A 26,055-nucleotide genomic window follows, 5' to 3' on the forward strand; every position below is an offset into this window, starting at 1 on the left:
TTCCGACGCGTGGGCGGGATGCGCTCATTCGAACTGTTTCAACGGCATTCGGGCGTGCCGCGGACCGCGAACGACGGCACGACGGCCTGGCCCTATGCCGCTCCTTATCCGACAACCCGTCCCGACCAAAGCAAGGTTGCCTTTCATGACTGACACCCTCGACCCCATCGATCAGCCGACGCTCGTACGCAGCGACATGAACCTCATCTGGCTCGACATGGAAATGACAGGTCTCGAGCCCGACACCGACCGTATCATCGAGATCGCCGTGGTGGTGACCAATTCAACGCTCGACAGGCTGGTCGAAGGGCCGGTGATCGCGATCCATCAGAGCGATGAAACGCTCGACAGGATGGATCAATGGAACAAAAACACGCATGGCCGCTCGGGTCTCATCGACCGGGTGCGCGCGTCGACGGTCAGCGAAGCCGAAGCCACCGAGCAGATCCGGGCGTTTCTCGGCGAATACGTGCCGCCGGGCAAGTCGCCGATGTGCGGCAACTCGATCTGTCAGGACCGCCGCTTCATGGCGCGCTGGATGCCGGAACTGGAGCAATTCTTCCACTACCGCAATCTCGACGTCAGCACGCTGAAGGAACTGTGCCGCCGCTGGCAGCCGACGATCTACAAGGGCTTCCAGAAGCGCGCAATGCATACCGCGCTCGCTGACATTCACGAATCGATCGACGAACTGAAATACTACCGCCAGCATTTCCTGATCCCCGAAGCCAGCGCCCCAGGTGCAGCGGCGGTGGCGATCTGAAGCAAGGTGCCGTTACCGGGGAGCGCGCTGCGCGCTCTTCGGCCGGAATGCCGTGACGACGGCGGTGTTCGTTTCCACGTACGGCCCGCCGATCAGGTCGATGCAATACGGCACCGCAGCAAAGATACCGGGCACTTTCACGTTGCCCGTTTCGTCGCGCAACCCTTCCAGCGTTTCACGAATCGACTTCGGCTGACCGGGCAGGTTGACGATCAGCGCCGCGCGGCTGGCAGTCTCGCGGATCACGGCGACCTGCCGCGACAGAATCGCGGTCGGCACGAAATTCAGGCTGATCTGCCGCATCTGTTCGCCAAATCCCGGCATTTCCTTCGTTCCCACCGCCAGCGTTGCCTCGGGCGTGACGTCGCGCCGCGCGGGGCCGGTGCCGCCGGTCGTCAGTACGAGGTCGCAGCCGGCTTCGTCGACCAGTTCGATCAGCGTCGCCGAGATCGTCGCGGCGTCGTCCTGGATCAGCCGGGTTTCAGCGCGCCATGGCGAGATCAAGGCGTTTCCCAGCCACTCCTCAAGCGCCGGAATGCCCTTGTCCTCATAGACGCCGCGACTGGCGCGGTCGCTGATCGACACGAGGCCGATCAGGATTTCGTCGGGATGGTTACGCGTGGGTATTGTCATCATTGTCACCAAGGGCGTCTGCATCGGCTTCGTCGTCGTCTTCGGCGCCTGCCTTGCTGGCGTCCTTGATCCACTGGAACAGCTCACGGAAATAGCGTGGCGGCTTGCCCTGCTCCGACTCCTTGCGCGCGTTGCGGATCAGCGTGCGCCCTTCCTGCGGATCGACGGCCGGGTGCTGGCGGATAAATTCGGTCAGTGCTACATCGTCGGCCAGCAGTTTTTCGCGGGTGCGCTCGATCCAGTGCAGACGCGCCGTTTCGGCCTTGTTGATGCCATGGTAGCTGTCGAGCGCGGTGCGCAGCGCGGCCGTTTCCCCGTCCAGCAGCGATCGCATCACGCGCCCGACATACTGAACCTGGCGCCGTTTGCCCTCGTGATCGGTAATACGGCGCGCTTCGCGGACGGCGTCGCCGAGCGCTTCGGGCATTGGCATGCGCTTGAGCGCGTCTTTCGGCAGCGCGATCAGCGCCTCGCCCAGCTCCTGCAGCGCGTGCATTTCACGCTTGAGCTGGGATTTGCTGGGACGGTCGTACCCGTTTTCGTCGACGACGGGTTCGGGATGGATGGGTTGAGTGCGGGTTTTGCGTGTCATGGCGATATTGTAGCGTGCCGTGCCTGCCGAACCGGCGGGCGGGAAGGCTAAACCTGACGAACGGCTCGCCGCGCGAAGGTGAGCCGAAGACCCGCGGAAGGCCAGGTGCGGCGGCGCGGACCTTGCTATGATCGCGGGATACGTAACTTCACCGATGCAAAAACAAAGCCGGGCCGCTTTTCGGCCCTAAACTGGACGGCAACGACGATGGCAGCAGACACCGACATGGACGTCAAACAGCGCTTTTTCCCGCACACGCAGGACGAACTGAAGCAGATCGCGGAAGACATTCTGCGTCACGCCAAGGCGATCGGCGGCACCGACGCGGCGACCGAAATCTCTGAAGGTGACGGTCTGTCGGTCTCCGTGCGACGTGGCGAAGTCGAAACGATCGAGCACAACCGCGACAAGATGGTCGGCGTGACAGTGTTCATCGGCAACAAGCGCGGCAATGCCAGCACATCCGACTTTTCGTCAGAGGCCTTGAAGGACACGGTGGCGGCCGCGTACAACATCGCCCGCTTTACCGCCGAGGACGATTGCGCCGGTCTCGCCGAACGCGAACTGCTCGAAACCGACCCGCGCGATCTCGACCTGTATCACCCGTGGAATCTCTCCGCCGACGAAGCAGTCGAGATCGCCCGCCGGGCCGAGGACGCCGCATTCGCCACCAGCCCGCAGATCCGCAATTCGGAAGGTGCGAGCGTGTCCGCCCAGCATTCGCAGTTCGTGCTGGCGACGTCGCGCGGGTTCCTCGCCGGCTATCCGTATTCGCGTCACTACATCGCCTGCGCGCCGATCGCGGGCAGCGGCCGCAACATGCAGCGCGACGACTGGTACACCTCGAAGCGCAGCGCCGACGAACTGGCGGATCCGGAAGCCGTCGGCCGCTATGCCGCCGAACGGGCGCTCGCGCGGACGGGCGCGCGCGGTCTGGATACCCGCAAGGTGCCGGTGCTGTTCGAAGCGCCGCTCGCCGCAGGCCTGCTTGGCGCATTTGTCCAGGCGACGAGTGGCGGCGCGCTGTACCGCAAGACGTCGTTCCTCGTCGACAGCCTCGGCAAGCCGGTCTTCGCGCCGCACGTGCAGATCGTCGAGGATCCGCATACGCCGCGCGCAATGGGCAGCGCGCCATTCGACGAGGAAGGCGTGCGCACGCGGCAGCGCTCGGTGGTGAAGGACGGTGTGGTCGAAGGCTATTTCCTGTCGACGTATTCGGCGCGCAAGCTCGGCATGCAGACTACCGGCAATGCCGGCGGCTCTCACAACCTGTCGCTCAGGAGCTCCCAGACCCGCCCGGAAGACGATTTCGAGGCGATGCTCAAGAAGCTCGGTACCGGCCTGCTGCTGACCGAACTGATGGGGCAGGGCGTGAACTACGTGACGGGCGACTATTCACGCGGCGCATCGGGTTTCTGGGTCGAGAACGGCAAGATCCAGTATCCGGTCGAGGAAATCACCGTGGCGGGCACCTTGCAGGAGATGTTCCATCACATAGTCGCCATCGGCTCGGACACGATTGTGCGCGGCACCAAGCAGACCGGTTCGGTGCTGATCGAGCGGATGACGATCGCGGGGCAATAAACGATTGCGCTACCGTCGAAGCTGCAGACGGCAAAAAAACGCCACGGAAAGCCGTGGCGTTTTTTATGCTTCGAGCGGCGCCGCGCGGTTGGGCGCACGCCGCACAGGTAACGTGGGATGCGACGATAAACGTCAAACCTCAAACGCCCCTGCGCCGATACCTGACGAATGCGTAATCGAATTCGTTCGGCGCATGCGCGCGATGCGTTTCGCGTGCGACTTCTTCCCACAAAACCGGATCGGGCGCGGGAAACGTCGCGTCGCCGTGGAAATCGGCGGAAATCTCGGTCATCACCAGCTCGTCGGCGAGCTGGAGTCCTTCGTCATAGAGTTGCGCGCCCCCGATCAGAAACGCCTCGGGCGCCTGATCCTGCGCGGCGAGCGCAAGGGCCTCATCGAGGCTCGTGACGGTGTCGCAGCCGTTGAAGCGCCGCGTGGCGTCGCGCGTGACGACGATGTTGCGGCGTCCCGGCAGCGCGCGGCCGATCGACTCATGGGTCTTGCGGCCCATGATGATGGGCGCGCCCATTGTCGTGCGCTTGAAGAAGGCGAGATCTTCGGGCAGCCGCCAGGGCAGCTGGTTGTCGCGGCCGATCACGCCGTTGCGGGCGCGAGCGACGATCAGGGTGAGCGTCGTCATTGAGTCAAAAGGAAACGTAGTCGATCCGATTCTACCTGACGGGCGCACCCCGTCCCACGGCCACCTGGCACCCCGGTCGTGGATACGCGTCACTCGTGATGCTCGCCGTCGCCAGTGAGCCCCTTGTCGTCCTGGCCGTTTGCTTCGCGCAGACCGTGCGCGCCCATCAGCCGGTATAGCGTGACGCGCGAAATGCCAAGGTCGGCAGCCGCTTCGTTCAGCCGGTGGCGATGACGCAGCAGCGCCGATTCGATCGCCCGCTTCTCGGCTGCTTCGCGCGCCTGCGAAAGGCTCATGGTCTGCTGCTCGGTGAAGTGCGCGAGATCGAGATCCTCCGCTGAAATCAGCTTGTTTTCGGCCATCACGATTGCGCGCCGCACGCGATTGATGAGCTCGCGCACGTTGCCCGGCCAGTTGTAGTTGTACATCGCCTCGATGGCCGACGGCGTGAAGCCGCGAATCTTGCGCCCGCTGTCGGTCTTGAACTTGTGCAGGATGTGATGCGCAAGAATCTCGATGTCCTTGCCGCGTGCGCGCAGCGGCGGCTCGTCCACGCGCAGCACGCACAGGCGGTGAAACAGGTCCGCGCGGAACCGTCCTTCGCGCATCGCATTTTCGAGGTCGATGTGGGTGGCGGAAATGATCCGCACATCGACTGCAATCGACTCGCGGCCGCCAAGCCGTTCGATCTTGCCTTCCTGCAGAAAGCGCAACAGGCTTGCCTGGCTTTCCATCGGCAGGTCGCCGATTTCGTCGAGAAAGAGCGTTCCGCCATTGGCCGCTTCGACGCGCCCGATCTTGCGCTGGTTGGCGCCCGTGAACGCGCCGCGCTCGTAGCCGAACAGTTCGGATTGCAGCAGATGGTGCGGAATCGAGCCGCAGTTGATCGGCACGAACGGCGCCTTGCGACGCGGTGAGCGTTCATGGATGGCAAGGGCTGTCAGCTCCTTGCCGGTGCCCGACTCGCCGGAGATGAACACGCTCGCGTCGGTATTGGCGACCTTGCGGATCGTGCGGAAGAGCTGTTGCATCGCTTCGCAGGTGCCGACCATTTCGTCGTCGCCGCACACCGGCACGCTCGCAACCATGTCGGGATCGCACAGCGACACCATGCCGAATGCATGACCGACCAGATAGTCGATCGTTGCGTTCGCGACCGGCGTCTTCACGTAATCGAAGCAGTAGTGGCGGATGAGGCGCCGGGCTTCCGGATCGGTGAGACGGTCCGCCGTGGCGAGCGCGATCCAGCCCACCTGCTGCTGCCGCAGACTGCCTTCGAGCGTCGGCAGGTCGCGTATGGCGAAGCTCGTCAGATCGATGATGCCGGCGCAGGCCACGTCGGGCTTCAGCAGCCGGCCGAGTTCGTGTGCGGAACGCGCGACCACCACCGTCCAGCCGCGGCCTTTCAGATGGGCGTTCAGCGTTTCGTCCGGCACCCGCGCGACATACACCAGCGTGCGTTCCAACGGGGCGCCCAGGCGTTCCGTACCGTTCATGAATTCCTGTCGGCCTTCCGTCTCTCGTCCGACCGGCGTTTCCTCTGGGCGTCCCGGCGGCGTCTCGTTCGGGATGGCCAACGACAGGCGCGTGCCGGCGCCTGAAAGCGGGGTGACGGTAGTCAGATGGGGTGATTCGCGCACGATCGGCCTCGTATCGTTGGCACGTCAGAAAGTGTAGGGAAAACGCACGCCGACAACAAAGTTCGGCGCGTCGGGTGTCATGCCCACCGATACCGCACCGTTGATCGTCAGATGCTTGTTCACTACGTGGTTCAAGCCAAAATTCAATACCGCTGCGGTGGTTTCGCTGCCCGGCACCTTCACGTAGTCGCCGCCCGGCGCTCTCGTTTTCGAAGCCGGTTGAATCGCCATCGTGTAGGAAATGCTCGCTGAATCCTTGTCCGAGAACGCGAGCGCGACGCCGCCGCCGAATTGCCAGATGTCGCCGAGCTTGACGGTCGCCGGTTCGGTCTGGCCAACCACCGACGAGATATCCGCAAACGAACGGGCGATGTTGTACGTGTAAGAGAGACTGCCGAACAGCACGACCGGATCGTACGTCTTCAGCACCGACATCCCGGCTGTCAGGTTCCAGAAGCCGGTGCCCGTGGGCAGCTTGCTCGGCGCGACGAGATTCGTGTTGTCCGGTTCAAGCTGGATGACCTTGATGCCAAAGGGCGAGGTACCGGTCGGCGACTTCACGCGCAGGCTGCCGACGATGTCCGGAATATCGTTGGTTTCCTTTACGAACTGATAGTAGACCCCGAAGTTTACGTCTCCAATCGCGTGCGAACTGACCGATGCGTCCGACAGCGTATTGGCCGCTCCGCCCGCACCCCCGACGATAAAGTTGCTGTAGCGATAGATATACGGCACGTCGACGTCGACGCTGATCCGGTCGGTCAGGCCGTAGCGCGTGTCGAGGTCGGCCATCACCTGGTGCGACTTCGTCTGTCCCAGGTTGATGTTGCCGAGGAAGATCGCGTCGAGCGCGAGGAACCCGGACAGCTGCAGCTGACGGCGGTCGTAGTACGTGTCGCTGATGCCCCAGTCGAGAGTCAGTTTGCGGTCGAAGAGCGGTGCATGTTCGCGCTGCACGACGGCCTGTTCTGCCTGCGTACGAACAGGCTCGGCTGCCCGCTGCGTCTGGCCGATCGTGCCGTCGGGATTTTCCGGCGCGCCAGGCGCGCCCGGTGCGCCGGTGGCGGCGGAACTGCCGGCCTCCGGTGAAGGGGGATTGACCGGCACGCCGGTTGCCGTGCCCGTGGCGCCGCCCGGCGCGGGTGCGCCCGGGGTCACCTGCGCGAGCGGCGGCAACGGCACTGGCAGGCCATCCTCGCCCGGCTGGTCGGCGACGGCCTCCGAGCCAGCGGGCGCGCCGTTGCCAGGTGCGCCGCGCCCGCGCTGGGCCATTTCCAGGTTCGTGACCTGGCGTTCTAGTGAACGGATCTGCTTCTGCTGCTCGTCGACGACGCGCATCAGCGTGTTCAGCCGGTCTTCGACCGACTGGCCTGCAAGCGCCTGCGCGCCGGCCCCCTGCGAAAGCGCGAATAGCATCACGGCGGTCGGAATGGCCGCGAGGGCACTACGCGGCCCTCTGGTCCATGAATAGTTCGTCATTCTTGTGTCCCCCGGTAAAACAGCCGCGCGGTGCCGGTCTCCTTGTGCATCGCGCGGTAGTCAAAGCCTTTTCGGCGGTCTCCTGTAGCGGGTGGCTGCCCGCCTTATCTCCTTGAGTTTTGCAGGGCTTGCAGAACGCCAAGCTGCTGCTGCATGAGTGGCGACATCTGCCGTGTCTGCAGATGCAGCTGCAACTGGTTGGCGACCTGCTGGTTGTTACCTGCGATCTGCAGCAGTTGCGCGATCGAGCCGACCTGTTGTGCGTTATTTGGCGCGATCGTCTGCGTGGCAAGACCAGCGGGCGTCTGCAAGGCGACTGTCACGCCGCCGCTGCTGAACGAAATGCCGGCTTTGATGGTGCCGGTCGAATTGGAGGTGCTCGCAGCCGGTGCATTCGTGCCTCCTGCGACGTTGGCGAGCTGCGCCGCGTTGTTGTTGAAATCGATCTGCGCAGCATTGACGCCGACGTTGCCGTCACCTGCCACCTGGGTGACCTGCGATACCCCGTTCACCGAAACGCCCTGTCCGCCGGTTGCGTGGGCGGCCGGACTGGCGCCGTTGTTGTGTCGGGCGGCGGCCACCCTGTCTTCTGTGACCTTCACCATCGTGTTCACCTTCGCGGTGATCTCGTTTTCCATGTTCTGCGCGACGGTGAGGGCGCCTTGCGCGATTGCGCTCGCGCCGTTGGGCATCTTCCATTGAGAAAGGACGCTCAGCACGAACCCGGAGATCATCGTTGCGCCGGCATATTTGCCGGTCTGATGAGCGAGGACGTCGTCGTCCACCGATTGCCAGCTGAGTTGTTGTGGGGCTACGTCATGCGCGGACAAAAAGTCGGGCACCGGCGGTCCACCGGTGCCGTCGGCGGCAAAAGCCCCGCTCGCGAATGCGCATGTCGAGGCGCAAAACGCAAAGCCGAACTGTGTGAAGATATGCTTCATGGTCGGGTCAGAACAGGTCTGCCTTGGACAAGCCGTATTCCACAAATGGAGTCGCCGCCGTCCCGTTCGCCAGCGCGTTCGCGCGCAGCTTCAAGGCCAGCGACTCGTTGTTCTGCAACAGCGGTGAATCCTCCAGAAACGGTTTTCCGAGGACCGCAAACACGAGACCGTTCCAGGTCTGCGCGAAGTCCTCTTCGAGCACGATGCGATTGCCGAGGGCAGGGTCCGCAATGAAAATGCGGCCGTCCTGCGCGTGCTTGACGATCACGAAATGCTCGTACCCTCCGATATTCATCAGAACCATGACGGGAATCTGCAAGTGGTACAGCGCCTCCGTATTGACCCGATATCCTCTCCCCCGCAAACCGATCGTCTCGACGAACTTCTTCATGTCGAGCATCGAGAAGCCGTTCTTCACAACGACGTCTGGCGATGAAAACACCATCATCCGGCGGATCAGTTCCGTCTCGGGGATGTCGATGCCGTAGCCGTACTTGAGAAGGGTGGCGAGCGCCGCTGCGCCGCAGCTGTAGTCGAACTGCTGGCTGACGATGTGGCCGTAGCGGATGTCCTTCATCGAGCGAACCGTTTTGGTGAGCGGAACGCCGGTCAGAGTAGACGTATCGATGACCGCCTGTGCGTGGGCTGCCGCACACAAGGTGCAAGTTCCCAGCGCAATGGCAAATCGTGATGCGAGAGGTGGGACAAGCCCGGACATGCTGGTCTCCTGCTGATGCGCGCCGGCCGCTTCGGTGGCGGCCGGCGCGTTTCCCGCTGTGATTCGATCAGTGACCGCTGTTAAGCGCGGCGATCGCCAGGCCGTTGTGCTGCAGGTTGCCAGCGCCACCGGCGATGTTCACACCGATGTTCCCCGTCGAATTGTTCAGTGCGCCGGCGCCCAGCATGGCGGTGCCCTGGAACTGACCTTTTACCGACATCGTTGCCGATTGCGAGTCTTCGTCCGTGGCGACCATGGCCGTCGTCTTCGCGGCGCCCGGGCTCGTCGTCGTGACCGCGCCCGCGAGGCTGTTGTTCTGGCCGTTGCCAATACCGGACGCGACGTTCACGCCGACATTGCCCGACACGTTTTGCAGCGAGTTATCGCCGATCGACGCGTTCAGATTGAAGTTGTTGATCTTCGCCTTGCCCGAAGTCGACTGCTTGTTGAAGATCTGCGCATTGCCGAACACGTTGCCGACGTCCACCGAAGCGAGCGACGTGTCGTTGCTTTGGGCGTTGTCGATGCCTTCGGCGATGTTGATGCCGAGATTGCCCGATACGCCTGAAGCCGCGCCGGCGCCCGTCGTGGCATTCAGCGTGCCGGCGACGCGCGTGTCATAGACCTGCGTGATATGACCCGTGGTCTTCTCGTCGGTGGTTGTCAGCGTGTCGTTGACGCTATAGCCCCAGGCATGCGAGGACTGCGTCTGCCTTGCGTACGAAGACGAACTGGTGCTTGCTTCACTGCGCGTTGACGAGTCGTTATGCGCGTACGTCCTGGTGGAGTTCTTCGACTTGTTGCCCGAGCCGCTATCAGACGCGGTTGCACTCCAGCTTTGAGTGGCATCCGCGTAGGCCGCGTGGTTGGCATCGGCGCTCTTCGTCGAGTTCGATGTGCTGTTCGAGTTGTAGCCCTCGGAAGCAGTGGTCGAACTGCCGTTGTTATGCTGCTTGTCGTAGCCCTTCGAAGTCTGCTCTGAACCGCTCAGCGTCACACTGGCGGAGCCGTTCTGGAAGTCGCCGCTGCTCGAAGTAGAGATGCCTACAGTCACGGTTCCCGATCCGTTTTGATTGTCGTGGCCGTTCGCATAGCTGGAATGGGCGTCGGTGCTCGCGTAGTTGCTGTTTTGCGATTTCGACTTGTTGCTCGACGACGCGCTGTTGCTGGCCCAGCCGGAGTCGCTCGTCATGTGCGCCTGGCTCGATTCCGACGCGCTCTCCGTATTGCCGTACGCGTAGTTGCTGGAGTAGCTCTTCGTCGTGGTCGAGTTGGACATGTCCGACGATGTCGACATGTGCGAGTGGGCCGACTGATGCGCCGTCGTGAACGAGCTGTTGTTGTAGGAACTGTTCGTGCCGGTGCCCACTACACTCTTATTGCTGTCGTTATAGGTCGTCGTGACGGCGCCCTTTACGTAGCTCTGCGCCTGCGGATCGAGCGAAGCATAGGTGTGGATGCTCTGGTTGTTATTGACTACCGCGCCGGCCGTGCTCGACACCCGCACGCAACCGAACAGCGTCACCCAGCCTTCGATGCCGACCTCCTCGCCCACGATCGTCGCATTGAAGATGTAAGGATTGTGTGGCGAAGCAAAGGCGGAACCCGTAGCTGCCGCAAAGACTGCCGCTGCAATAATAGTGCGTTTCATTTTTTCGCTCCGATACGAGTGTGGCTATTTAGAAAAGAGTGCCCGCCGGGGGACGGAGCACAAAACTGTTTGCCGTTGCATTACCGGCACCGGCAGTCTGGTTGATCTGGACGATCCCGCTGGCGTTCTTGAAGGCGTCACTGGAAATGTTTGCCTCGCGAACCCTCTCAACCCCGATGGATTGACCCCGACCACCGTTTTTCGGGGCCGCTGCGGATAACACCCCATCCGAGACGGTCTCGACTCCGAGCGCCGCGGTGCCGAGCTGCACACTGTTTTGCTGGAGATTCCCTGCGCCCGCAGACTGGTTCAGCATCACCGCTCCGGACGTGCTGGAAAACGCATTGCCTTCGATCGTGGCGCGCGCGGCCTTCACCTTCGCCGCGCCTGTCGCACCCTGCGCGCTCGCGTTGTCATTCGCTGTTGCGCCGCCTGTGGTGATCGTCATCTGGTTCGCCTGAACGTTATCGAGGCCGGCGGCTTCGTTGACCGCGATCGCGCCGTGCACGTTTGCCGCGGCGCCGTTGGCGATCGTCGCGTCGGCGCTGACTTGTGGAACGCGTGGAACGGCCTGCGCGTGCGCGGCCTGCGGCAAGAAGGCGGCGGCTGCGGTCCCCGCCACGCAGGCGCACGCGAGCACCGCACGCCGCAGGCTGGGAGTGTGGCGCGGGCTCATTTCAGGCCTCCCAGCGCGCCACCGAGAGCGGTTGACAGCGGTGCGAGCGCCCCCGATACCGACGAGGAAATCGTGCCGCCAATTCCTGGTGCCGCTTGCCCGATGCCGCCGTTGCCGAGCGCGACGTTGTTGCCCGTGGTATTGCCGCTCAGGATGCGCGTGACCGCCTGCAGTCCGGCTGACCCGACGCTGCCGTCAGCAAGGCCGGTCGAGCCGTGCGCGCCTGTCAGCTCCGCGTCGGACACCAGCATCGCGATCGCCGGATTGAAGCTGTTGGCCGGGAAGGTGGTCGCCCGCACCATCACCGGGTCGTCGCTCTTCGGGACGCTGTCGTAGGCGATGCGCGGGGTGACCTGACGCTCGACGATGATGTCGCCGGGATTGACGCTTTGCTGGGCGTTTGCCAGCGTCGCGGCGCTGGCCGCCAGCATGCCGACGAGCGCGGCGACGAATGGCGCGTACAGACTGCGCGCACGCATCGTCCGGATTGAAGCGGTCATGACAGTGCCCCCGTTAGTGAACCGAAGTGCCAAGTCAGGTGCTGTGGCGATCCGGACCATCATTCATTTACTTGCCGCTCAAATCACTTCCTGACATAACTTGCGACGTTGCTCTGCTGGGCGCGCGCCGCATCCACCGGAATCGGCAATGGCGTCGGCGGAGCGATCTCGTCCCACAACGTGACGGAGCCGCCGCGCAACTGCGGGGCCGCTGCGACCATCACCATGCCGGCGGCACCGCCGCGCTGCCGGGACAGCATCTGGTCGTCGAGCACAACATCGTTCACGGATGCAGCATCGGCGGGGACGCTTTGCGCCTCTTCGGTCGAGTCACCGCTTTGCGCAGACGTATCCACTGCCGCAGTGCTATCTGCCGAGGCTTTGAGAGCAGGTGCGGCTGCGAGCGCTGGGTCTGCAAGACTGGCCGATGGGACACTCGTGGCGGGCACGGAAGCCGCGTCGGCGGCGAACACGTCGATCGGCAATGCCATCGACGCCACCGCAACGCAAAGGGCGGCACCAAGCGCAGTAAAGTTAGGGTCGATGCGGAAAGGGAGTCGCATGATGTGTCTCCTTGGTGGAGGACATTTAGCGAAACGTGTGCCATCAGCCGCAATCCATTGGTACATCTGGACTGCTCTGTGTCGGACTCAGGTCAGAAAAGGCAAAACGCCTAAAAATGTTTCAGGCCTGAAACGAACGGAAGAAAATACCTGTATTTCTGAAAAAAGCGGTATCGGGGAAAAGTCGGACCAAAGGAGTGAGTGGTCTGTGAAAACGATTTATTAACAGTTTGCAGACAACGGCAACCGCCCGAGGAGCCTTATCTGTGGCGGATTTGCAGATTTAATTTGCATAAATGTTTTCCGGCGAGCGCGCGTATAGTAAGCTCTCGAAAAACAGCATCACTTTAAAAAAGCCCCATCGAGGGCCGTCTCAATACACACACGCCGCTTTTCGGGGATCCGCTGTCCGCACGGAATGGAATGGCCGTTCGGTTTTTGCCACACGGCGAAATCCCAACATAAGTCAGCGTGTCTGGAAACTGTTCAGGTGCGTGCCGTCATCCTTAACGTGTACGTTGACGAGAGGATCTGAATAATGGAACCCGCAACGCGGCAATTGATTTACGTTACTCGCGATCCCAGCGCGGATCTGAACACGCGCTTTCACCAGCGTGGCTGGCATGTCGAAGTCGTCACTTCGGCTCGTGATGTCCGTCGTGCCGTGCGTGCCGGGTCGGCGGCGGGTGGCTTGCTGGATCTGTCGAGCCGTTTCCAGCCACATGAGATTGTCGGTTTCGAAGCCTGTCTCACGATGCCCAACGTCGGCTGGGTCGCCGCGACCACGCCCGGGCAACTGCAGGATGCGGCGCTCCGCCGCCTTGTGCGCGACTACTGTTTCGATTACGTAACGGTCCCTTACTCCGGCGACAGGATCGTCGATTCGGTGGGCCACGCCTACGGCATGATCTCGCTCGGCGAGCCTGCCTCGAATGATTCGGGCACGACCGGCAACGAAGGCGAGATGGTCGGTTCGTGCGACGCGATGCTGGCGCTGTTCCGCTCGATCCGCAAGGTTGCCATGACCGACGCGCCGGTTTTCATCTCGGGCGAGTCGGGCACGGGCAAGGAGTTGACGGCGGTCGCCATTCACGAGCGCTCGGCCCGCCGCAGCGCGCCCTTTGTGCCGATCAACTGCGGTGCGATTCCGCCTCATTTGCTGCAATCGGAACTGTTCGGTTACGAGCGCGGCGCGTTCACGGGCGCCAACCAGCGCAAGATCGGACGCGTCGAAGCAGCCAACGGCGGAACGCTCTTTCTCGACGAAATTGGTGACCTGCCGATGGAAAGCCAGGCGAGCCTGTTGCGCTTTCTGCAGGAGGGCAAGGTCGAACGGCTTGGTGGCCACGGGTCGACTGCCGTCGATGTACGGATCATTTCCGCGACCCACGTCGATATGCATACAGCGATGATCGAAGGGCGCTTCCGCGCGGACCTTTATCACCGTCTGTGCGTCCTGCAGATCGACGAGCCGCCGCTGCGCGCGCGGGGCAAGGATATCGAGCTGCTGGCGCGCCACATGCTCGAACGCTTCCGCAAGGACGCGAGCCGGCGTCTGCGCGGTTTCTCACCGGACGCGATTGCCGCGCTGCATAACTACAGCTGGCCCGGCAATGTGCGCGAGCTGATCAACCGGGTGAGGCGCGCGATCGTGATGTCTGAAGGACGCGCGATCACGGCCCGCGATCTCGAACTCGCCGACTATGTCGAGATCGTGCCGGTATCGCTCGCGCAGGCCCGTGAAGCGGCTGAACGGCAGGCGATCGAACTGGCGCTGTTGCGGCATCGAGGTCGTCTTGGCGATGCAGCCCAGGAGCTCGGCATTTCGCGCGTGACGCTGTACCGGTTGTTGTGTTCGCACGGCATGCGGCACATGGACGGCGAGCCGCTCACGGGGCATCCCGACCTGCCCGCTACGATTCCGCATCTCTGAGCTTCTGCAGGCGCAGCCTGTACCTTCATCGGGTTCCGGACGGCTGGCTCATCTCCGATGATAAAAACGCGCGGCGCGGCGAGAGCCCGCCGCGCTTGCTAGAATCGGGGATTGTCGCCAGAAAATCCGGTGCGCATCGCGCCCGGCTGAAGGGAACCCGAATGAAACAATACCTCGACCTCGTCCGCCAGATCCTGGATACCGGCACGTGGCAGGAAAACCGCACGGGCATCCGCACGATCAGCATGCCCGGCGCGATGATGCGCTTCGATCTGCAGCAGGGTTTCCCTGCCGTCACCACCAAAAAGCTGGCTTTCAAATCGGCCGTGGGCGAACTGGTCGGGTTTCTGCGCGCATCGCGCAGCGCGGCGGAGTTTCGGGCGCTCGGCTGCAAGGTCTGGGACGCGAACGCAAACGACAATCCCCACTGGCTTGCGAATCCCTATCGCGAGGGTCCCGACGACCTCGGCGACGTTTATGGCGTGCAATGGCGCAAGTGGCCTGCCTACAAGGTGCTGGATGCGAGCAAGGCGGCGCAGATCGACGACGCGACTGCGCGCGGTTTTCACGTGATCACGGAGTTCGCGGAAGAGGGCGGCCGCAAGGTGCTGCTCTACAAGGCGATCGACCAATTGCGGCAGTGCCTCGATACGATCATGCAGAACCCGTCGGACCGCCGCATTCTGTTTCATGCGTGGAATCCGGCGGTGCTCGACCAGATTGCGCTGCCCGCGTGCCATCTGCTGTATCAGTTCCTGCCGAATGTGACGAAGCGGGAGATTTCCCTATGCCTGTATATACGCAGTAACGATGTGGGACTCGGCACGCCGTTCAATCTGACCGAAGGCGCGGCGCTGCTGCACCTCGTGGGCCGTCTGACGGGTTACACGCCGCGCTGGTTCACGTATTTCATCGGTGACGCGCACATCTACGAAAACCAGCTCGACATGCTGCAACAGCAGCTCACGCGGAAGCCGTTCGAGAGCCCGTCGTTTGCGATTTCAGACCGCGTGCCTGCCTATGCGCAGACCGGCGTCTATGAGCCGGAGTGGCTGGAGAAGATCGAGCCGTCGGACTTTTCGCTTGTCGGCTACCGGCACCACGAGCCGCTGACCGCGCCAATGGCCGTGTAGGCCGGTTGTGTCGAAATAAGAAAGCCCGCAGTTCACAGTTGAACTGCGGGCTTTTTTTCGTCCTGCTGCCATTAAAGGCCCGCGGTTAGCTCTTGCGGTGCTCTTCGTGACCGCCGTTCGCATGCTGATCCTGATGAGGCTGGGGCTGGGGATGCGGCTGCTGTACCTGCGGCGGCTGGGGATGCGGCTGTGGCTGAGGCGCCGGTTGCGGGCGCGGCTCGGGTCTCGGCTGTTGCGCCTGTTGCACCGGTTGCGGATGGAACTCGGGGCGCGGTTGAGGCTGCGGGCGCGGTTCCGGCCGTGGTTGCGCCTGCACCTGAGGCTGCGGGCGCGGTTCCGGCCGTGGTTGCGCCTGCACCTGAGGCTGCGGGCGCGGTTCCGGCCGTGGTTGCGCCTGCACCTGAGGTTGCGGGCGCGGTTCCGTCCGTGGTTGCGCTTGCGCCTGAGGTTGCGGACGGAATTCCTGCGCACGCGGCTCCGGCTGCGCGTGGACTTCCGGCGCGCGTGGCGCTTGCTGGGCTGACTGGGGCACGGGTGGTTGATGCGGTACCTCGCGTACCTGTTGGGGCTGCTGCGGGTGCAACTCCTGCTGGGGCTGCGGATGCAACTCCTGCCGCGGTTGTTGCGCAAAGGGCTGATTACCCGGCTGCTGAGGCGCACCACGCTGCTGCGGTTGCCCTTGCGCCTGGAGGGCCATGGGCGTGTGCTGCTGCGTCCAGACCGGCTCTCGACGCGGCTGACCCTGCCCATCCGGGTGCTGTCCTACAACGGCCGCCTGTCCGGCGTGTTCTGGTCCGCCGTTCTGAATGCCGCCGCCGGTCTGCGGCGGACGCGGCACACCGTTGCCCGGCTGTGGCCGCGCATTGGCCATCTGTGCCGGCGCCTCTGGACGCGGCTGTCCCGAAGCGCCTTGCTCGCGGGGCGCGCCGTTGGGTGCGCCGGCAAACGGCAGATGCCCGCCGTTCGGCCCAGCTTCGACTGGCCGCTGTGCAGCCTGGTCGTTGCGGCCCGGCATCGCGCCCGGCGCGTGCGACTGAACTACCCGCACGTTTTGCGCCGGTACGCCCGGCACGCCATGCGGCTGACCGTAATCGACGTGTGCTGGCATCGAAGTCCGCACAACGGGATTGCCAGCGCCCGGCACCCGGCCACCGCTCTGCGCAAAATGCTGCGCGAGATTATCGCGATACGCCGCAGGCACAACTGGATTACGCGTCGCGACGACCGTGCGAGCCGTTACGTTTGCCGGCGGCCGGTAATTGGCGTTGCGCATGCCCGGCCCGAAGCTTTCACGCACCGGTGCAATGCCCGGGGCGCCCGGATTGATCTGCGGGTTACGCCACTGGCGGGGGTCGACCTTTTGCGCATAGCGACCGGTTGGCTGGCCATGCACGAACGCGGTCGCCGGGACGGCCGTCACCGCGCCCGGCGCGCGGTAGTTGATGTACGTGTTGTTGTGGACGTTGATGTTGGTGATGTTCACCTGGCGGTTATAGCTGTTCGCCACGATCGACTGGTTGACGCGCTCGTAATAGTGCGGACTCCAGTCGCCGCCGCGCGGGTGCCACGGCTCGCCGGGGCCGAGCGGGAACCACGCGACACCTGCCGCGGCCACCGCGCCGCCGATCGCCAGATTGACGCCCCAGTTGTCGCCGTCGCCGACGAACGCCACGAGCGCGGGCGCATACACCGGCGGCTCGCTGACTTCAACCGGCCCGGGAGCCCAGGCCCATGTGTCGTCTACATAGGCCCAGCGGCCATAGTGGTAGGGCGCGAAGCCCCACGGGGCGTCGTCGACCCACGTCCAGCCCCACGGCGCCTGCCATACCCAGTGGCCGTCGTGATACGGCGCCCAGCCCTCCGGCACCGCGTTCGGCACCCACACCTCGCCGTATTGCGGGCTGCTGCGCCATGTGCCGTTCGCGTCGAGATCCTGATAGCCTGGCACGTCGCGCGACACGTAGCGCGCGGAGATCGAGCGGTCTTCGGCGGCGTCGCGGTTGGCGGCCCACTGGTCGAAGGCGTCGGCGCGCGGCGCGCCGTTGTCGGCGGCCTGTTGCAGGCTGGTGCCCGCGAACGTGATCTGTTGACCCGCCTGAAGCGGCACCTGCCCGCTGTCGCCATAGGCGGTTGCACTGCCGCTGCGCACGGTCACTGTGGTGCTGCTGCCGTCGGGGGCGACATCGACGCGGTAATCGCCCGGCGCCGTGATACCGAGGGCGAGATTCGGGGTGTCGAGTTCATATGACGAGCCCGGCTGCAGCGAGCGCACGCGCGTCGACAGGGTGCCTTGAGCGACTTTCAGCTGGGTGTTGCTGTCGTCGAGGTTGAGAACGTCGAGGCTCGTGGACTGGCCAAGCCGCACGGCTGTCGAGCCGATGTGCATTTCCGAGCGCGCGCCTTTGTCGTTCCAGAGCTGGTCGCCGGTCGTGAGCGGACGGTTGACCTGCGCGTAGGACCAGTCGCTTGCGCCGGCCGGCTCGGTCGTCACGGCGCCCGACGTGTAGTTCAGCCGCGCGACGCGCCCCGGCGGATCCGTGTTCCGCGAGGCCGCCGCCGATGCGTCAGGTGCCATGTCGGGCGGCGCGGCCTGTGCGAAAGCAGTCTGGGCGGCGAGCGTGAACGGGGCCACTGCAAGGAGGGCGTAGCCTGTAAGACGACGGAATGTCAGCAGAGACGTAGTGTGTGTTTTCATGTTTTCTCTCCATCGGGCGCGGCCGTCCGGCGGCGTCCCTGTGAGATCACTCTACCTGCCAGGTCTGTATCCAGGCTCGCTGATTTGTAAGCCCACCGGGCCGCGGTGTAACAAAAGTTATCCCGCGGGTCGCCGGTGAGCCATTGTCGGGCATGTGAAGTGTCGACGTACGTCTGCCGCGATCAGGCGGCAAGAAATCCGTCGAAATGACGATGCCCGGTGGGCGTAATCCTCAGGATGCGCGGCCGCTCGGTCCGCTCGACCCAGCCCTGCGTCGTCCACGCGTCGAGCAGTGCCGCGCCGAGCGCACCGCCAAGGTGCGGCCGTCGCTCGCTCCAGTCCGGGCAGGTACACGCGAAGCGTCGCCGGCGCGTTTGCAGGGCGTCGACCTCGATGCCCCAGTCGGCAAAGCGGGTGGCGCCTTCGGGTGTCGCATCGAGGGTATCTCCGCGCAGCGTCAGCATGCCATGGCCGACCATTCGCTCGAACACGCGCACGGCCAGTTCGCCGGCCATATGGTCGTAGCAGGTGCGCGCGTAGCGCATCTCGACCGGCACCGTGCGAGCGGGGCGCGGCACCGGCCGTTGCGGGGCGGTGGCCTGCGCGACATTGGCGAGCGCTTCGATGGAAGCGGCGATATCGGGCGACGCGATGCGGAAATAGCGATGTCGGCCGCGGACTTCCAGCGCCAGCAGGCCGCCGTCGGTCAGACGGGCGAGATGCGCGCTGGCGGCGGACGGCGACAGGCCCGCGATCAGCGTCAATTCGCCCGCAGGCCGCGCGCTGCCGTCCATCAGTGCCCACAGCATCGCGGCGCGGCCCGGGTCGGCAAGCAGGGCGCCAATGCGGCTCAGGCCGGGAAAGTGGCTTTGGTCCAGATCGTCGGGAAGCGAAGCGGGCATGGGCGTCTCCGTGTAAGGTGGTCTCGACGGCGGCTATGTTGGCGCGCCATGACGCCACTGTAGACCGCACTCACCATTCCATGTTTCATCCTGACGTGAAATATCGAGTGCAGCGTGTAGCGCCGCGGGACCGTCGTTTCGCGGCCAGAACCGGCGCCAGGCTAGAATCGAAATCCCCTTTAGCTACATCGCAAAGAGTGGTCATGAGATTTTTGCTCGCTGTTAGCGCGTTTGCCCTTGCCATGCTGTGTGCAGCTTGCGCGCAGGGCGGCGCCCCGTCGGAGACGGGATCGAACGGCATCACGATGTACGGCACCATCGACGAAGGCGTCACTTTCCACAAGTAGAGAGGGAACGCCCGGAAAATGGCGGAAATTGATGCATGATTGTCATTTCTGCCATAAGCGGTCATGTGACGATGTCGACATCGCCACTTTTGCCGCGTGAGGCCCCTCATGTCGTCGACCGCCGTTCCTCCCACCGCCATTTCCGCCGATGATCCGTCGGGCCGCCGTGCGGCGCGCGTGCTGGCCGTATGTCAGGCGCTCTACACGTCGTCGGTCTCGATCGACCTGACCTTGACCGGTCTTGTCGGCTACACGCTCGCCGATGACAAGGCGCTCGCAACGCTCCCGTTCTCGCTGATCACCATCGCCGCTGCACTGACGACGATCTTCGCGTCGTTCCTGATGGCGCGGATCGGACGGCGCGCGGGATTTGTCGTGGGCGCGGCCGTCGGCGCTGCGGGCGGCGCGATCTCGGTGTACGCGATTATTCATCACAGCTTCTGGGCATTCTGTGCCGGCACCGCGACCGTGGGCGTATTCCAGGCGTTCGCGCAGTACTACCGGCTCGCCGCTGCAGACGCCGTCGGCGTCCACGCCAAAAGCCGTGCGATCTCGACTGTGCTGGCCGGGGGCGTGGTCGCCGCAGTGCTCGGTCCGGCGCTCGCTGCCTGGAGCCGCGACTGGCTCGCACCGGTTGCGTTCGCGGGCTCATATGCGCTGGTGACGGTCTTCGGGCTGGCGTCGATCGTTCTGCTCGCGCTGCTGTATCGCGATGTCGCGCTGCCAGCGAATGTTGCCGCCGCGGTGGAGCCGGCGCGTCCGCTTGGCCGGATCGTCCGGCAGCCGATCTTCATTGCCGCGCTCGCCAACAATGCACTCGGCTATGCCGTGATGATGTTCGTCATGACCGCGACGCCAATCGCGGCGCTCGCCTGCGGACACACCATCGGCGACGGTGCACAGATCATCCAGTGGCACCTCGTCGGTATGTTCGCGCCGTCGTTTTTTTCCGCGCGTCTGATCCACCGGTTTGGGGTGCTGCGCGTGATCGGCGCCGGCATTGCGCTGTCCGCCATGTGTGGCGTGCTCGCGCTGCGTTCGACCGATCTGCCGCACTTTTATGTCGCGCTCGCCTGCCTCGGCGTCGGTTGGAATTTCATGTTCGTCGGTGGCACCACGTTGCTGTCCCAGGCATACCAGCCGTCTGAGCGCGCAAAGACACAGGCCGCGAGCGAGTTCACCACGTTCGCGTTTTCCGCACTCGGTTCGCTCTTCGCGGGACAACTGCTGGTCCGCTTCGGCTGGCAGACCATCAACGCGGCGATCTTTGCGCCGCTCGCGGTCGCTGCCATGGCTACGCTGATTTTTGCCTGGTCGCGCTCGCGTGGTCGCGTAGCTGCGGCCTCTTCCTGATCACCCGCTCTCCATCGATCAAAGATCCATGACCTCCGGCCCCACGGTTTCCGCTGTACGCCACATTGTTATCGCTGTGGCGCCCGATCTTGTGCTGCTCGACGCCTGCGGCCCACTGGAGGCGTTCTGGCGTGCCGAACTGACGATGGCCGAAGCGAGTGGCCAGAGAGGCGTTGCTGCCCGCGCTCCGTGCGAAGCACCGGTTGCCTATCGCGTCACGGTGGCGTCGATCGACGGCGGCGTTGTGCAGACATTTCCCGGCCTGCCGGTCGTCACGCAACGGCTCGACACACTCGACCACGAACCGGTCGACACGCTGATCGTGCCCGGCGTGCCCATTGACGACCGGCTTGCGTTGCAGCCTGAACTGGTCGCGTGGATTGCGCGGCGCGCGCCCGCTGTGCGCCGCGTCTGCTCGGTGTGCACGGGTGCCTTCTATCTCGCGGCGGCGGGCCTGCTCGACGGCCGCCGCGCGACGACGCATTGGCGCGATGTCGAACTGCTCGCGCGCCACTTTCGGGCGATCCATGTCGATGCCGACCCGATCTTCATTCGCGATGCGAGGGATGGCCGCGCCGTGTGGACCTCGGCGGGCGTGACGGCGGGCATCGATCTCGCGCTGGCACTGATCGAAGAGGACCTGGGTCACGCGGTCGCCATGCAGGCGGCGCAGCGGCTCGTGGTCTTCATGAAGCGACCTGGCGGGCAGTCGCAGTTCAGCGCAGCGCTGGCCGCGCAGGCGTCGGCAGGCGGCCCGTTCGACGCGTTGCATAGCTGGATGGCCATGAATCTGCGCGACGACCTGTCGGTGGAGCGGCTCGCCGAGCGCGCGCGGATGAGTGCGCGCACGTTCGCCCGGCGCTACGTCGACGAAGTGGGCCGCACGCCGGCGAAAACCGTCTCGGCGATGCGGCTCGAAGCGGCCGCGCGTTCGCTCGCCGAATCGCGCAACCCGTTGAAGCGGATCGCGCTCGATTGCGGCTTTGGCAGCGAGCAGAATCTGCGACGCGCATTCGTTCGACGTTTCGGGGTGTTGCCGCTCGACTATCGTGAGCGGTTTGCCTCAGCGGTGTGAAAGAGGGCTGCCGTCGCGCCCGCGGAAGTGACTATGCCCGTGCGGGCCAAGGCATTCCACTTCCGAACGGCGCGTTTCTGCATCCTCCCGGCGCGGCTTGCGCGCCTGCACGCGGGCCTGCAAGGCCAGCATGCCAGCGTCAGGCTCACGGACACCGGTTTCTGGCGCTCGTATAATCGGCTCCTTTCGATATCTCTGTCCGACCGGAGTCAAGATGAGCAGAGTCAAGACAAGCCCCCCCTCGGCCCCGCTGGACCGGTCCGAAACCACGTTCCGTTTTCTCGCCGAGCCGACCTCCGTCAACTTCGGCGGCAAGGTGCACGGCGGCGCGCTGATGAAGTGGATCGACGAAACGGCGTACGCGTGCGCAGCCGTCTGGTCGGGCCGGTACTGCGTGACCGTCAGCGTCGGCAACATCCGCTTCCGGCGGCCGATCCTCGTCGGCAATCTGGTCGAACTGCGCGCGCGCGTCGTCGCGACGGGGCGCACCAGCATGCATATCCACGTGTCCGTGCAGGCAGGCGACCCGAAGGGCGGCGAACTGCTGCAGACAACCGACTGCCTCGTCGTGATGGTTGCGGTCAACGAGAACGGCCATCCAGTGCCGGTGCCGGCGTTCGTGCCGGAAACCGAAGAGCAGAAGCGTCTCGCCAGGTACGCGATGGACGTGAAGGAAGCGCTCGACGCGATCGTCGAACTCAAGCCCGAAGAAGTGGTGAAAGGCGAGGTCTGAGATTGCCCGTGGCTCCTGATGTGCGAGGAGCCGACGCTACGAAAAAACGCTGCCCCGGAGACTCCCGGCGCAGCGTTTTTTATTGCCACTCTTGCATCACACTTTCACGGTGCCGACCATGTCGCCGGGCTTGACCCATTCGTCGAACTGCTGCTCCGTGACGTAACCGAGCGCAAGGGCCGCTGCCTTCAACGTTGTACCCTCCTTGTGCGCTTTCTTCGCGATCTTTGCGGCCTTGTCGTAGCCGATGTGCGGGTTGAGCGCCGTCACCAGCATCAGCGATTCGTTCAGCAACGTTTCGATGCGCTCGCGGTTCGGCTCGATGCCGACCGCGCAGTTGTCGTTGAAGCTGTGTGCGCCGTCGGCGAGCAGGCGGATCGATTGCAGCACATTGTGCGCAATCATCGGACGGAATACGTTCAGTTCGAAATTGCCGCTCGCGCCGCCGAAATTCACGGCGGCGTCGTTGCCGAACACCTGGCAGCACAGCATCGTGAGCGCTTCGGACTGCGTCGGGTTGACCTTGCCCGGCATGATCGAGCTACCGGGTTCGTTCTCCGGAATCGACAGTTCGCCAAGGCCGCAGCGTGGGCCGCTGGCTAACCAGCGTATGTCGTTGGCGATCTTCATCAGGCTTGCCGCCACGGTCTTCAACGCGCCGTGCGCGAACACGAGCGCGTCGGCGGCGGCCATCACCTCGAACTTGTTTGGCGCGGATACGAACGGCAGGCCGGTCAGCCTGCCGATCGCCGCCGCGACCTGGTCGGCGAACTGCGGATGCGCGTTGAGACCCGTGCCGACCGCCGTGCCGCCCTGAGCGAGTTCATACAGATGAGGCAACGCCGATTCGACGTGTTTGATGCCCTGGTCGAGTTGGGCCACGTAGCCGGAGAACTCCTGGCCGAGCGTGAGGGGCGTGGCGTCCTGCAGGTGCGTGCGGCCAATCTTCACGATATCGGCAAACGCTTTCGCTTTCGTATCGAGCGTATCGCGCAGGGTTGTCAACGCAGGCAGCAGATGTTTGACGATGCCATAGGCGGCCGCGATATGCATTGCGGTCGGGAATACGTCGTTCGACGACTGTCCGCGGTTCACGTCGTCATTCGGGTGCACCTTGCGCGCTTCGCCGCGCTCGCCGCCCAGCAGCTCGCTCGCGCGGTTCGCGATCACCTCGTTGAGGTTCATGTTGGTCTGCGTGCCGGAACCGGTTTGCCAGACCGCGAGCGGAAATTCATCGGGATGCTTGCCGTTCATGATCTCGTCGGCGGCTTCGATGATCGCGCGCGCCTTCGATTCGTCGAGCACGCCGAGGCCGAGGTTCACTTCGGCGGCCGCGCGCTTGATGGTGGCAAGCGCGGTGATCAGCTCCGGCGACTGCTTTTCCGTCGAGATCCTGAAGTTCTGCAGCGAGCGCTGAGTTTGCGCGCCCCACAGATGGGCGTTCGGTACGGCAATTTCGCCGAACGTGTCACGCTCCATTCGTACGTCTTCGGTCATGGCTAAACTCCACTTGGGAAGGTTCTGTCGCACGTCGTGCCGGGTTGGTGTCGGATGGGTGCCGGGTCGGGCCGCGGCGCATGTCAAAGCTGGCTGTCGAGTGGCAACAGCAAGAATAGACCCGTCAGCGCGTTCCGGTAGAAACCCGCCTCCGGATCCAGGTTCCAGGTACGCAACTGGCCGTTTTGATCGGCGGTCCACACGAGTTGCGACGGCGGGGCACCGGTGGCTCGCAGCTCCGCCAGCTGTTCCGGCGTCGCGAGCGTGACGTGATAGCTCACCGTCGGCAACATCGCGCGATCGAAGAGGGTGGCAACCGCATCGGCGAGCGGTGAGCTGTGGATCACGAGCGTCTGTTCGGTGTTCAGGTTGGCCGAGCGTGGGTCGAGATTCATCGAGCCGATCACGAGCGTGCTGCGGTCGATCACATAGGCCTTCGCATGCAGGCTCGCACGCGAGCTCGAACCCACGAAGTTGACCCGCGCACGGCCTTCTTCCGGCTGCGGCCTGAATTCGTACAGATCGACACCGTTGCGCAGTAGCGGCACGCGGTAGGGGCTATAGCCTGCCTGTACCACGACGGCGTCGGTCGCGGCAAGCGAGTTGGTCAGGATCGCCACCCGCACACCGCGGTGCGTGATCTGCGCGATTGCCTTTACGCCGGCGTCGTGTGGCACGAAGTAAGGCGAGACGATCAGGATCTCCTTCTGCGCCGAGTTAGCGAGTTCGATCAGCCGCTGCAGCGGCGGGCTCCTGTAGTCGGGCGACGGCTGCGTGATCTTTTCCGGCGCGTCGACTTCGAATTCAGCGCGCGCCCACGTGAGGCCGAGTTCGTTCTTCGCGATCTGCGTGGCAAGCGGCGTTGCGTTCAACGGCTTCGCATTGTATGGGTCGGCGTTCGTGTGCCAGTGCTGTCGCAGTTCTTCACGCGTCTCGTCCAGTTCCTTCGGTTCGAATGTCTGCTTGTTTAGCGCACGTAGCGGATACGACGCGCTGCTGTTCCAGTACGCGTCGAAGCTTGCCGACACCTCCGCGGTTATCGGACCCGCGGCGAGGACATCGATGTCGCGAAACTGCAATCTCTCGCTCGCACTGAAATATTCGTCGCCCAGATTGCGGCCGCCGACGATCGACAACTGGTTGTCCACGATCATCGCCTTGTTATGCATCCGTCGCGTAAACTGGCCGATCTTCGTAAAGAGGTTCGTCGTCCGCTCGAACATGCTTTCGTGCGCCGAGCCAAACGGGTTGAACACACGGATCTCGATGTTGTCGTGCGTGTTCAGTGCGGCCATGATCTCGTCGATGTCCTTGAAGTTCAGGTCGTCGACCAGCATGCGTACCCGCACGCCGCGATCGGCCGCATAGAGCGCGGCGCCGAGAAGGAGCTTGCCGGTCGTGTCCTCGTTGGCGATGTAGTACTGCAAGTCGAGGGTTTTCGTCGCTGCGCGGGCGAGCGCGACGCGCATCTGCAGCGCGTCGGTGCCGCTGGACAGCACCCGGAAACCCGATTCGCCCGGATGCAAGCGTTCGAGCGGTGCGAGCGCCGTGCCGAGCGCGGTGGGCGCCGAAGCGGGCAGCGCCTGGGTGATGTCGCTATGGTAGTCCGTCGCAGGGGGGCGAGTCGCACAGGCGCTGACGAGTGCGACGACGACACCCACGAGTACAGTCCCGATGCCTGCCCGCCACGTCGTGTGTCCTGCGCGCAGACGGAGCGCCAGGGCCATGCCGTTCTTGCGGTTGTTGTAGGCCGGCACCTTTTTCTCTCCCTTTGAATCAACCGCGGATGGCTGCGTGCCGCAGCGCCGGGGTCGTCATGGATATTGCTTACGCGGTCCATGAAAACATTCTAAGGGGAATCCGGCGTGCGAGCCGGTCCGTGCCCTGGCTCTTTACCAGGTCCGGTGCGGGCGCAGCCGTCATTTCAGACTGCGTGGAAAAGCGACGGCGGTGTGTTGCGACCTGGCACCGCTCGCGCCGAAGTGCGGCATAGGGTGCAAGGTCGGC

General features: G+C 64.1%; 23 protein-coding genes. 8 read left to right on the forward strand and 15 right to left on the reverse strand.

Annotated elements, in window-relative coordinates; translation table 11 throughout:
• Positions 1-145 precede the first annotated feature (145 nt).
• On the forward strand, positions 146-763 hold the full coding sequence (orn, locus tag B0G77_RS11405) for an oligoribonuclease (RefSeq protein ID WP_133662225.1): 618 nt from the start codon (positions 146-148) through the stop codon (positions 761-763).
• A gap of 12 nt (positions 764-775) precedes the next feature.
• Here the strand turns inward: orn and mog are convergent, their stop codons facing one another.
• The gene (mog, locus tag B0G77_RS11410; protein WP_133662226.1) at positions 776-1,396 is read right to left on the reverse strand and encodes a molybdopterin adenylyltransferase; all 621 of its coding nucleotides are present in this window, start codon (positions 1,394-1,396) and stop codon (positions 776-778) included.
• The gene (gene yjgA, locus B0G77_RS11415; protein WP_133662227.1) at positions 1,377-1,988 is read right to left on the reverse strand and encodes a ribosome biogenesis factor YjgA; all 612 of its coding nucleotides are present in this window, start codon (positions 1,986-1,988) and stop codon (positions 1,377-1,379) included. The genes mog and yjgA overlap by 20 nt, the downstream gene beginning before the upstream one ends.
• A 207-nt stretch (positions 1,989-2,195) precedes the next feature.
• On the opposite strand from yjgA, the gene pmbA reads away from it, so the two are divergent.
• The gene (gene pmbA / locus B0G77_RS11420) at positions 2,196-3,572 is read left to right on the forward strand and encodes a metalloprotease PmbA (RefSeq protein ID WP_133662228.1); all 1,377 of its coding nucleotides are present in this window, start codon (positions 2,196-2,198) and stop codon (positions 3,570-3,572) included.
• A 139-nt stretch (positions 3,573-3,711) separates the two neighbouring features.
• Here the strand turns inward: pmbA and B0G77_RS11425 are convergent, their stop codons facing one another.
• The 9 genes from B0G77_RS11425 to B0G77_RS11465 form a co-directional block, all read right to left on the reverse strand.
• Positions 3,712-4,212, reverse strand: coding sequence for a dihydrofolate reductase (locus tag B0G77_RS11425; protein ID WP_133662229.1), 501 nt, complete (start codon positions 4,210-4,212; stop codon positions 3,712-3,714).
• Between the two features lie 89 nt (positions 4,213-4,301).
• Positions 4,302-5,852 (reverse strand): sigma-54 dependent transcriptional regulator, encoded by a 1,551-nt coding sequence (locus tag B0G77_RS11430; protein ID WP_133662230.1) that lies wholly within the window; start codon positions 5,850-5,852, stop codon positions 4,302-4,304.
• 24 nt (positions 5,853-5,876) lie between these two features.
• Entirely contained in the window at positions 5,877-7,331 is a 1,455-nt protein-coding gene (locus tag B0G77_RS11435) for a hypothetical protein (RefSeq protein WP_133662231.1), read from the reverse strand.
• A gap of 104 nt (positions 7,332-7,435) precedes the next feature.
• The gene (locus B0G77_RS11440; protein WP_133662232.1) at positions 7,436-8,272 is read right to left on the reverse strand and encodes a peptidase C39; all 837 of its coding nucleotides are present in this window, start codon (positions 8,270-8,272) and stop codon (positions 7,436-7,438) included.
• Positions 8,273-8,279: 7 nt separating this feature from the next.
• The gene (locus B0G77_RS11445) at positions 8,280-8,990 is read right to left on the reverse strand and encodes a C39 family peptidase (RefSeq protein WP_133664106.1); all 711 of its coding nucleotides are present in this window, start codon (positions 8,988-8,990) and stop codon (positions 8,280-8,282) included.
• 67 nt (positions 8,991-9,057) lie between these two features.
• Positions 9,058-10,641 (reverse strand): hypothetical protein, encoded by a 1,584-nt coding sequence (locus B0G77_RS11450; protein ID WP_133662233.1) that lies wholly within the window; start codon positions 10,639-10,641, stop codon positions 9,058-9,060.
• A gap of 28 nt (positions 10,642-10,669) precedes the next feature.
• On the reverse strand, positions 10,670-11,317 hold the full coding sequence (locus B0G77_RS11455) for a hypothetical protein (RefSeq protein ID WP_243750972.1): 648 nt from the start codon (positions 11,315-11,317) through the stop codon (positions 10,670-10,672).
• The gene (locus B0G77_RS11460) at positions 11,314-11,817 is read right to left on the reverse strand and encodes a hypothetical protein (RefSeq protein ID WP_133662234.1); all 504 of its coding nucleotides are present in this window, start codon (positions 11,815-11,817) and stop codon (positions 11,314-11,316) included. The genes B0G77_RS11455 and B0G77_RS11460 overlap by 4 nt, the downstream gene beginning before the upstream one ends.
• An 83-nt stretch (positions 11,818-11,900) precedes the next feature.
• Positions 11,901-12,380 carry a hypothetical protein gene (locus B0G77_RS11465; RefSeq protein ID WP_133662235.1) on the reverse strand — a complete coding sequence of 160 codons (480 nt, stop codon included), beginning with the start codon at positions 12,378-12,380 and terminating at the stop codon, positions 11,901-11,903.
• A gap of 538 nt (positions 12,381-12,918) precedes the next feature.
• Between B0G77_RS11465 and B0G77_RS11470 the strand changes: the two genes are divergently transcribed.
• Together B0G77_RS11470 and B0G77_RS11475 are read left to right on the forward strand one after the other, a co-directional pair.
• Positions 12,919-14,313 (forward strand): sigma-54 dependent transcriptional regulator, encoded by a 1,395-nt coding sequence (locus B0G77_RS11470; protein ID WP_133662236.1) that lies wholly within the window; start codon positions 12,919-12,921, stop codon positions 14,311-14,313.
• Positions 14,314-14,474: 161 nt separating this feature from the next.
• The gene (locus B0G77_RS11475; protein ID WP_133662237.1) at positions 14,475-15,446 is read left to right on the forward strand and encodes a thymidylate synthase; all 972 of its coding nucleotides are present in this window, start codon (positions 14,475-14,477) and stop codon (positions 15,444-15,446) included.
• An 85-nt stretch (positions 15,447-15,531) separates the two neighbouring features.
• Here B0G77_RS11475 and B0G77_RS11480 read toward each other — a convergent pair whose 3' ends face one another.
• Entirely contained in the window at positions 15,532-18,141 is a 2,610-nt protein-coding gene (locus B0G77_RS11480) for a DUF6600 domain-containing protein (protein ID WP_133662238.1), read from the reverse strand.
• Between the two features lie 182 nt (positions 18,142-18,323).
• The gene (locus B0G77_RS11485) at positions 18,324-19,043 is read right to left on the reverse strand and encodes a helix-turn-helix transcriptional regulator (RefSeq protein WP_133662239.1); all 720 of its coding nucleotides are present in this window, start codon (positions 19,041-19,043) and stop codon (positions 18,324-18,326) included.
• A 203-nt stretch (positions 19,044-19,246) separates the two neighbouring features.
• Between B0G77_RS11485 and B0G77_RS43160 the strand changes: the two genes are divergently transcribed.
• From B0G77_RS43160 to B0G77_RS11500, 4 genes are all read left to right on the forward strand, one after another.
• Positions 19,247-19,390 carry a hypothetical protein gene (locus tag B0G77_RS43160; protein WP_166656144.1) on the forward strand — a complete coding sequence of 48 codons (144 nt, stop codon included), beginning with the start codon at positions 19,247-19,249 and terminating at the stop codon, positions 19,388-19,390.
• Positions 19,391-19,498: 108 nt separating this feature from the next.
• The gene (locus tag B0G77_RS11490) at positions 19,499-20,743 is read left to right on the forward strand and encodes an MFS transporter (RefSeq protein ID WP_133662240.1); all 1,245 of its coding nucleotides are present in this window, start codon (positions 19,499-19,501) and stop codon (positions 20,741-20,743) included.
• A gap of 28 nt (positions 20,744-20,771) precedes the next feature.
• A complete protein-coding gene (locus B0G77_RS11495) occupies positions 20,772-21,818 on the forward strand; it encodes a helix-turn-helix domain-containing protein (protein ID WP_133662241.1) in 1,047 nt (348 codons plus the stop codon).
• Between the two features lie 214 nt (positions 21,819-22,032).
• Positions 22,033-22,551, forward strand: coding sequence for an acyl-CoA thioesterase (locus tag B0G77_RS11500; protein ID WP_133662242.1), 519 nt, complete (start codon positions 22,033-22,035; stop codon positions 22,549-22,551).
• A gap of 96 nt (positions 22,552-22,647) precedes the next feature.
• On the opposite strand, the gene fumC is transcribed toward B0G77_RS11500, so the two are convergent.
• Together fumC and B0G77_RS11510 are read right to left on the reverse strand one after the other, a co-directional pair.
• Positions 22,648-24,048 carry a class II fumarate hydratase gene (fumC, locus tag B0G77_RS11505; RefSeq protein WP_133662243.1) on the reverse strand — a complete coding sequence of 467 codons (1,401 nt, stop codon included), beginning with the start codon at positions 24,046-24,048 and terminating at the stop codon, positions 22,648-22,650.
• Between the two features lie 83 nt (positions 24,049-24,131).
• Entirely contained in the window at positions 24,132-25,805 is a 1,674-nt protein-coding gene (locus tag B0G77_RS11510; protein ID WP_243750973.1) for a phospholipase D family protein, read from the reverse strand.
• Positions 25,806-26,055: the final 250 nt, after the last annotated feature.

The organism is Paraburkholderia sp. BL10I2N1, from assembly GCF_004361815.1.
GTDB lineage: Bacteria > Pseudomonadota > Gammaproteobacteria > Burkholderiales > Burkholderiaceae > Paraburkholderia.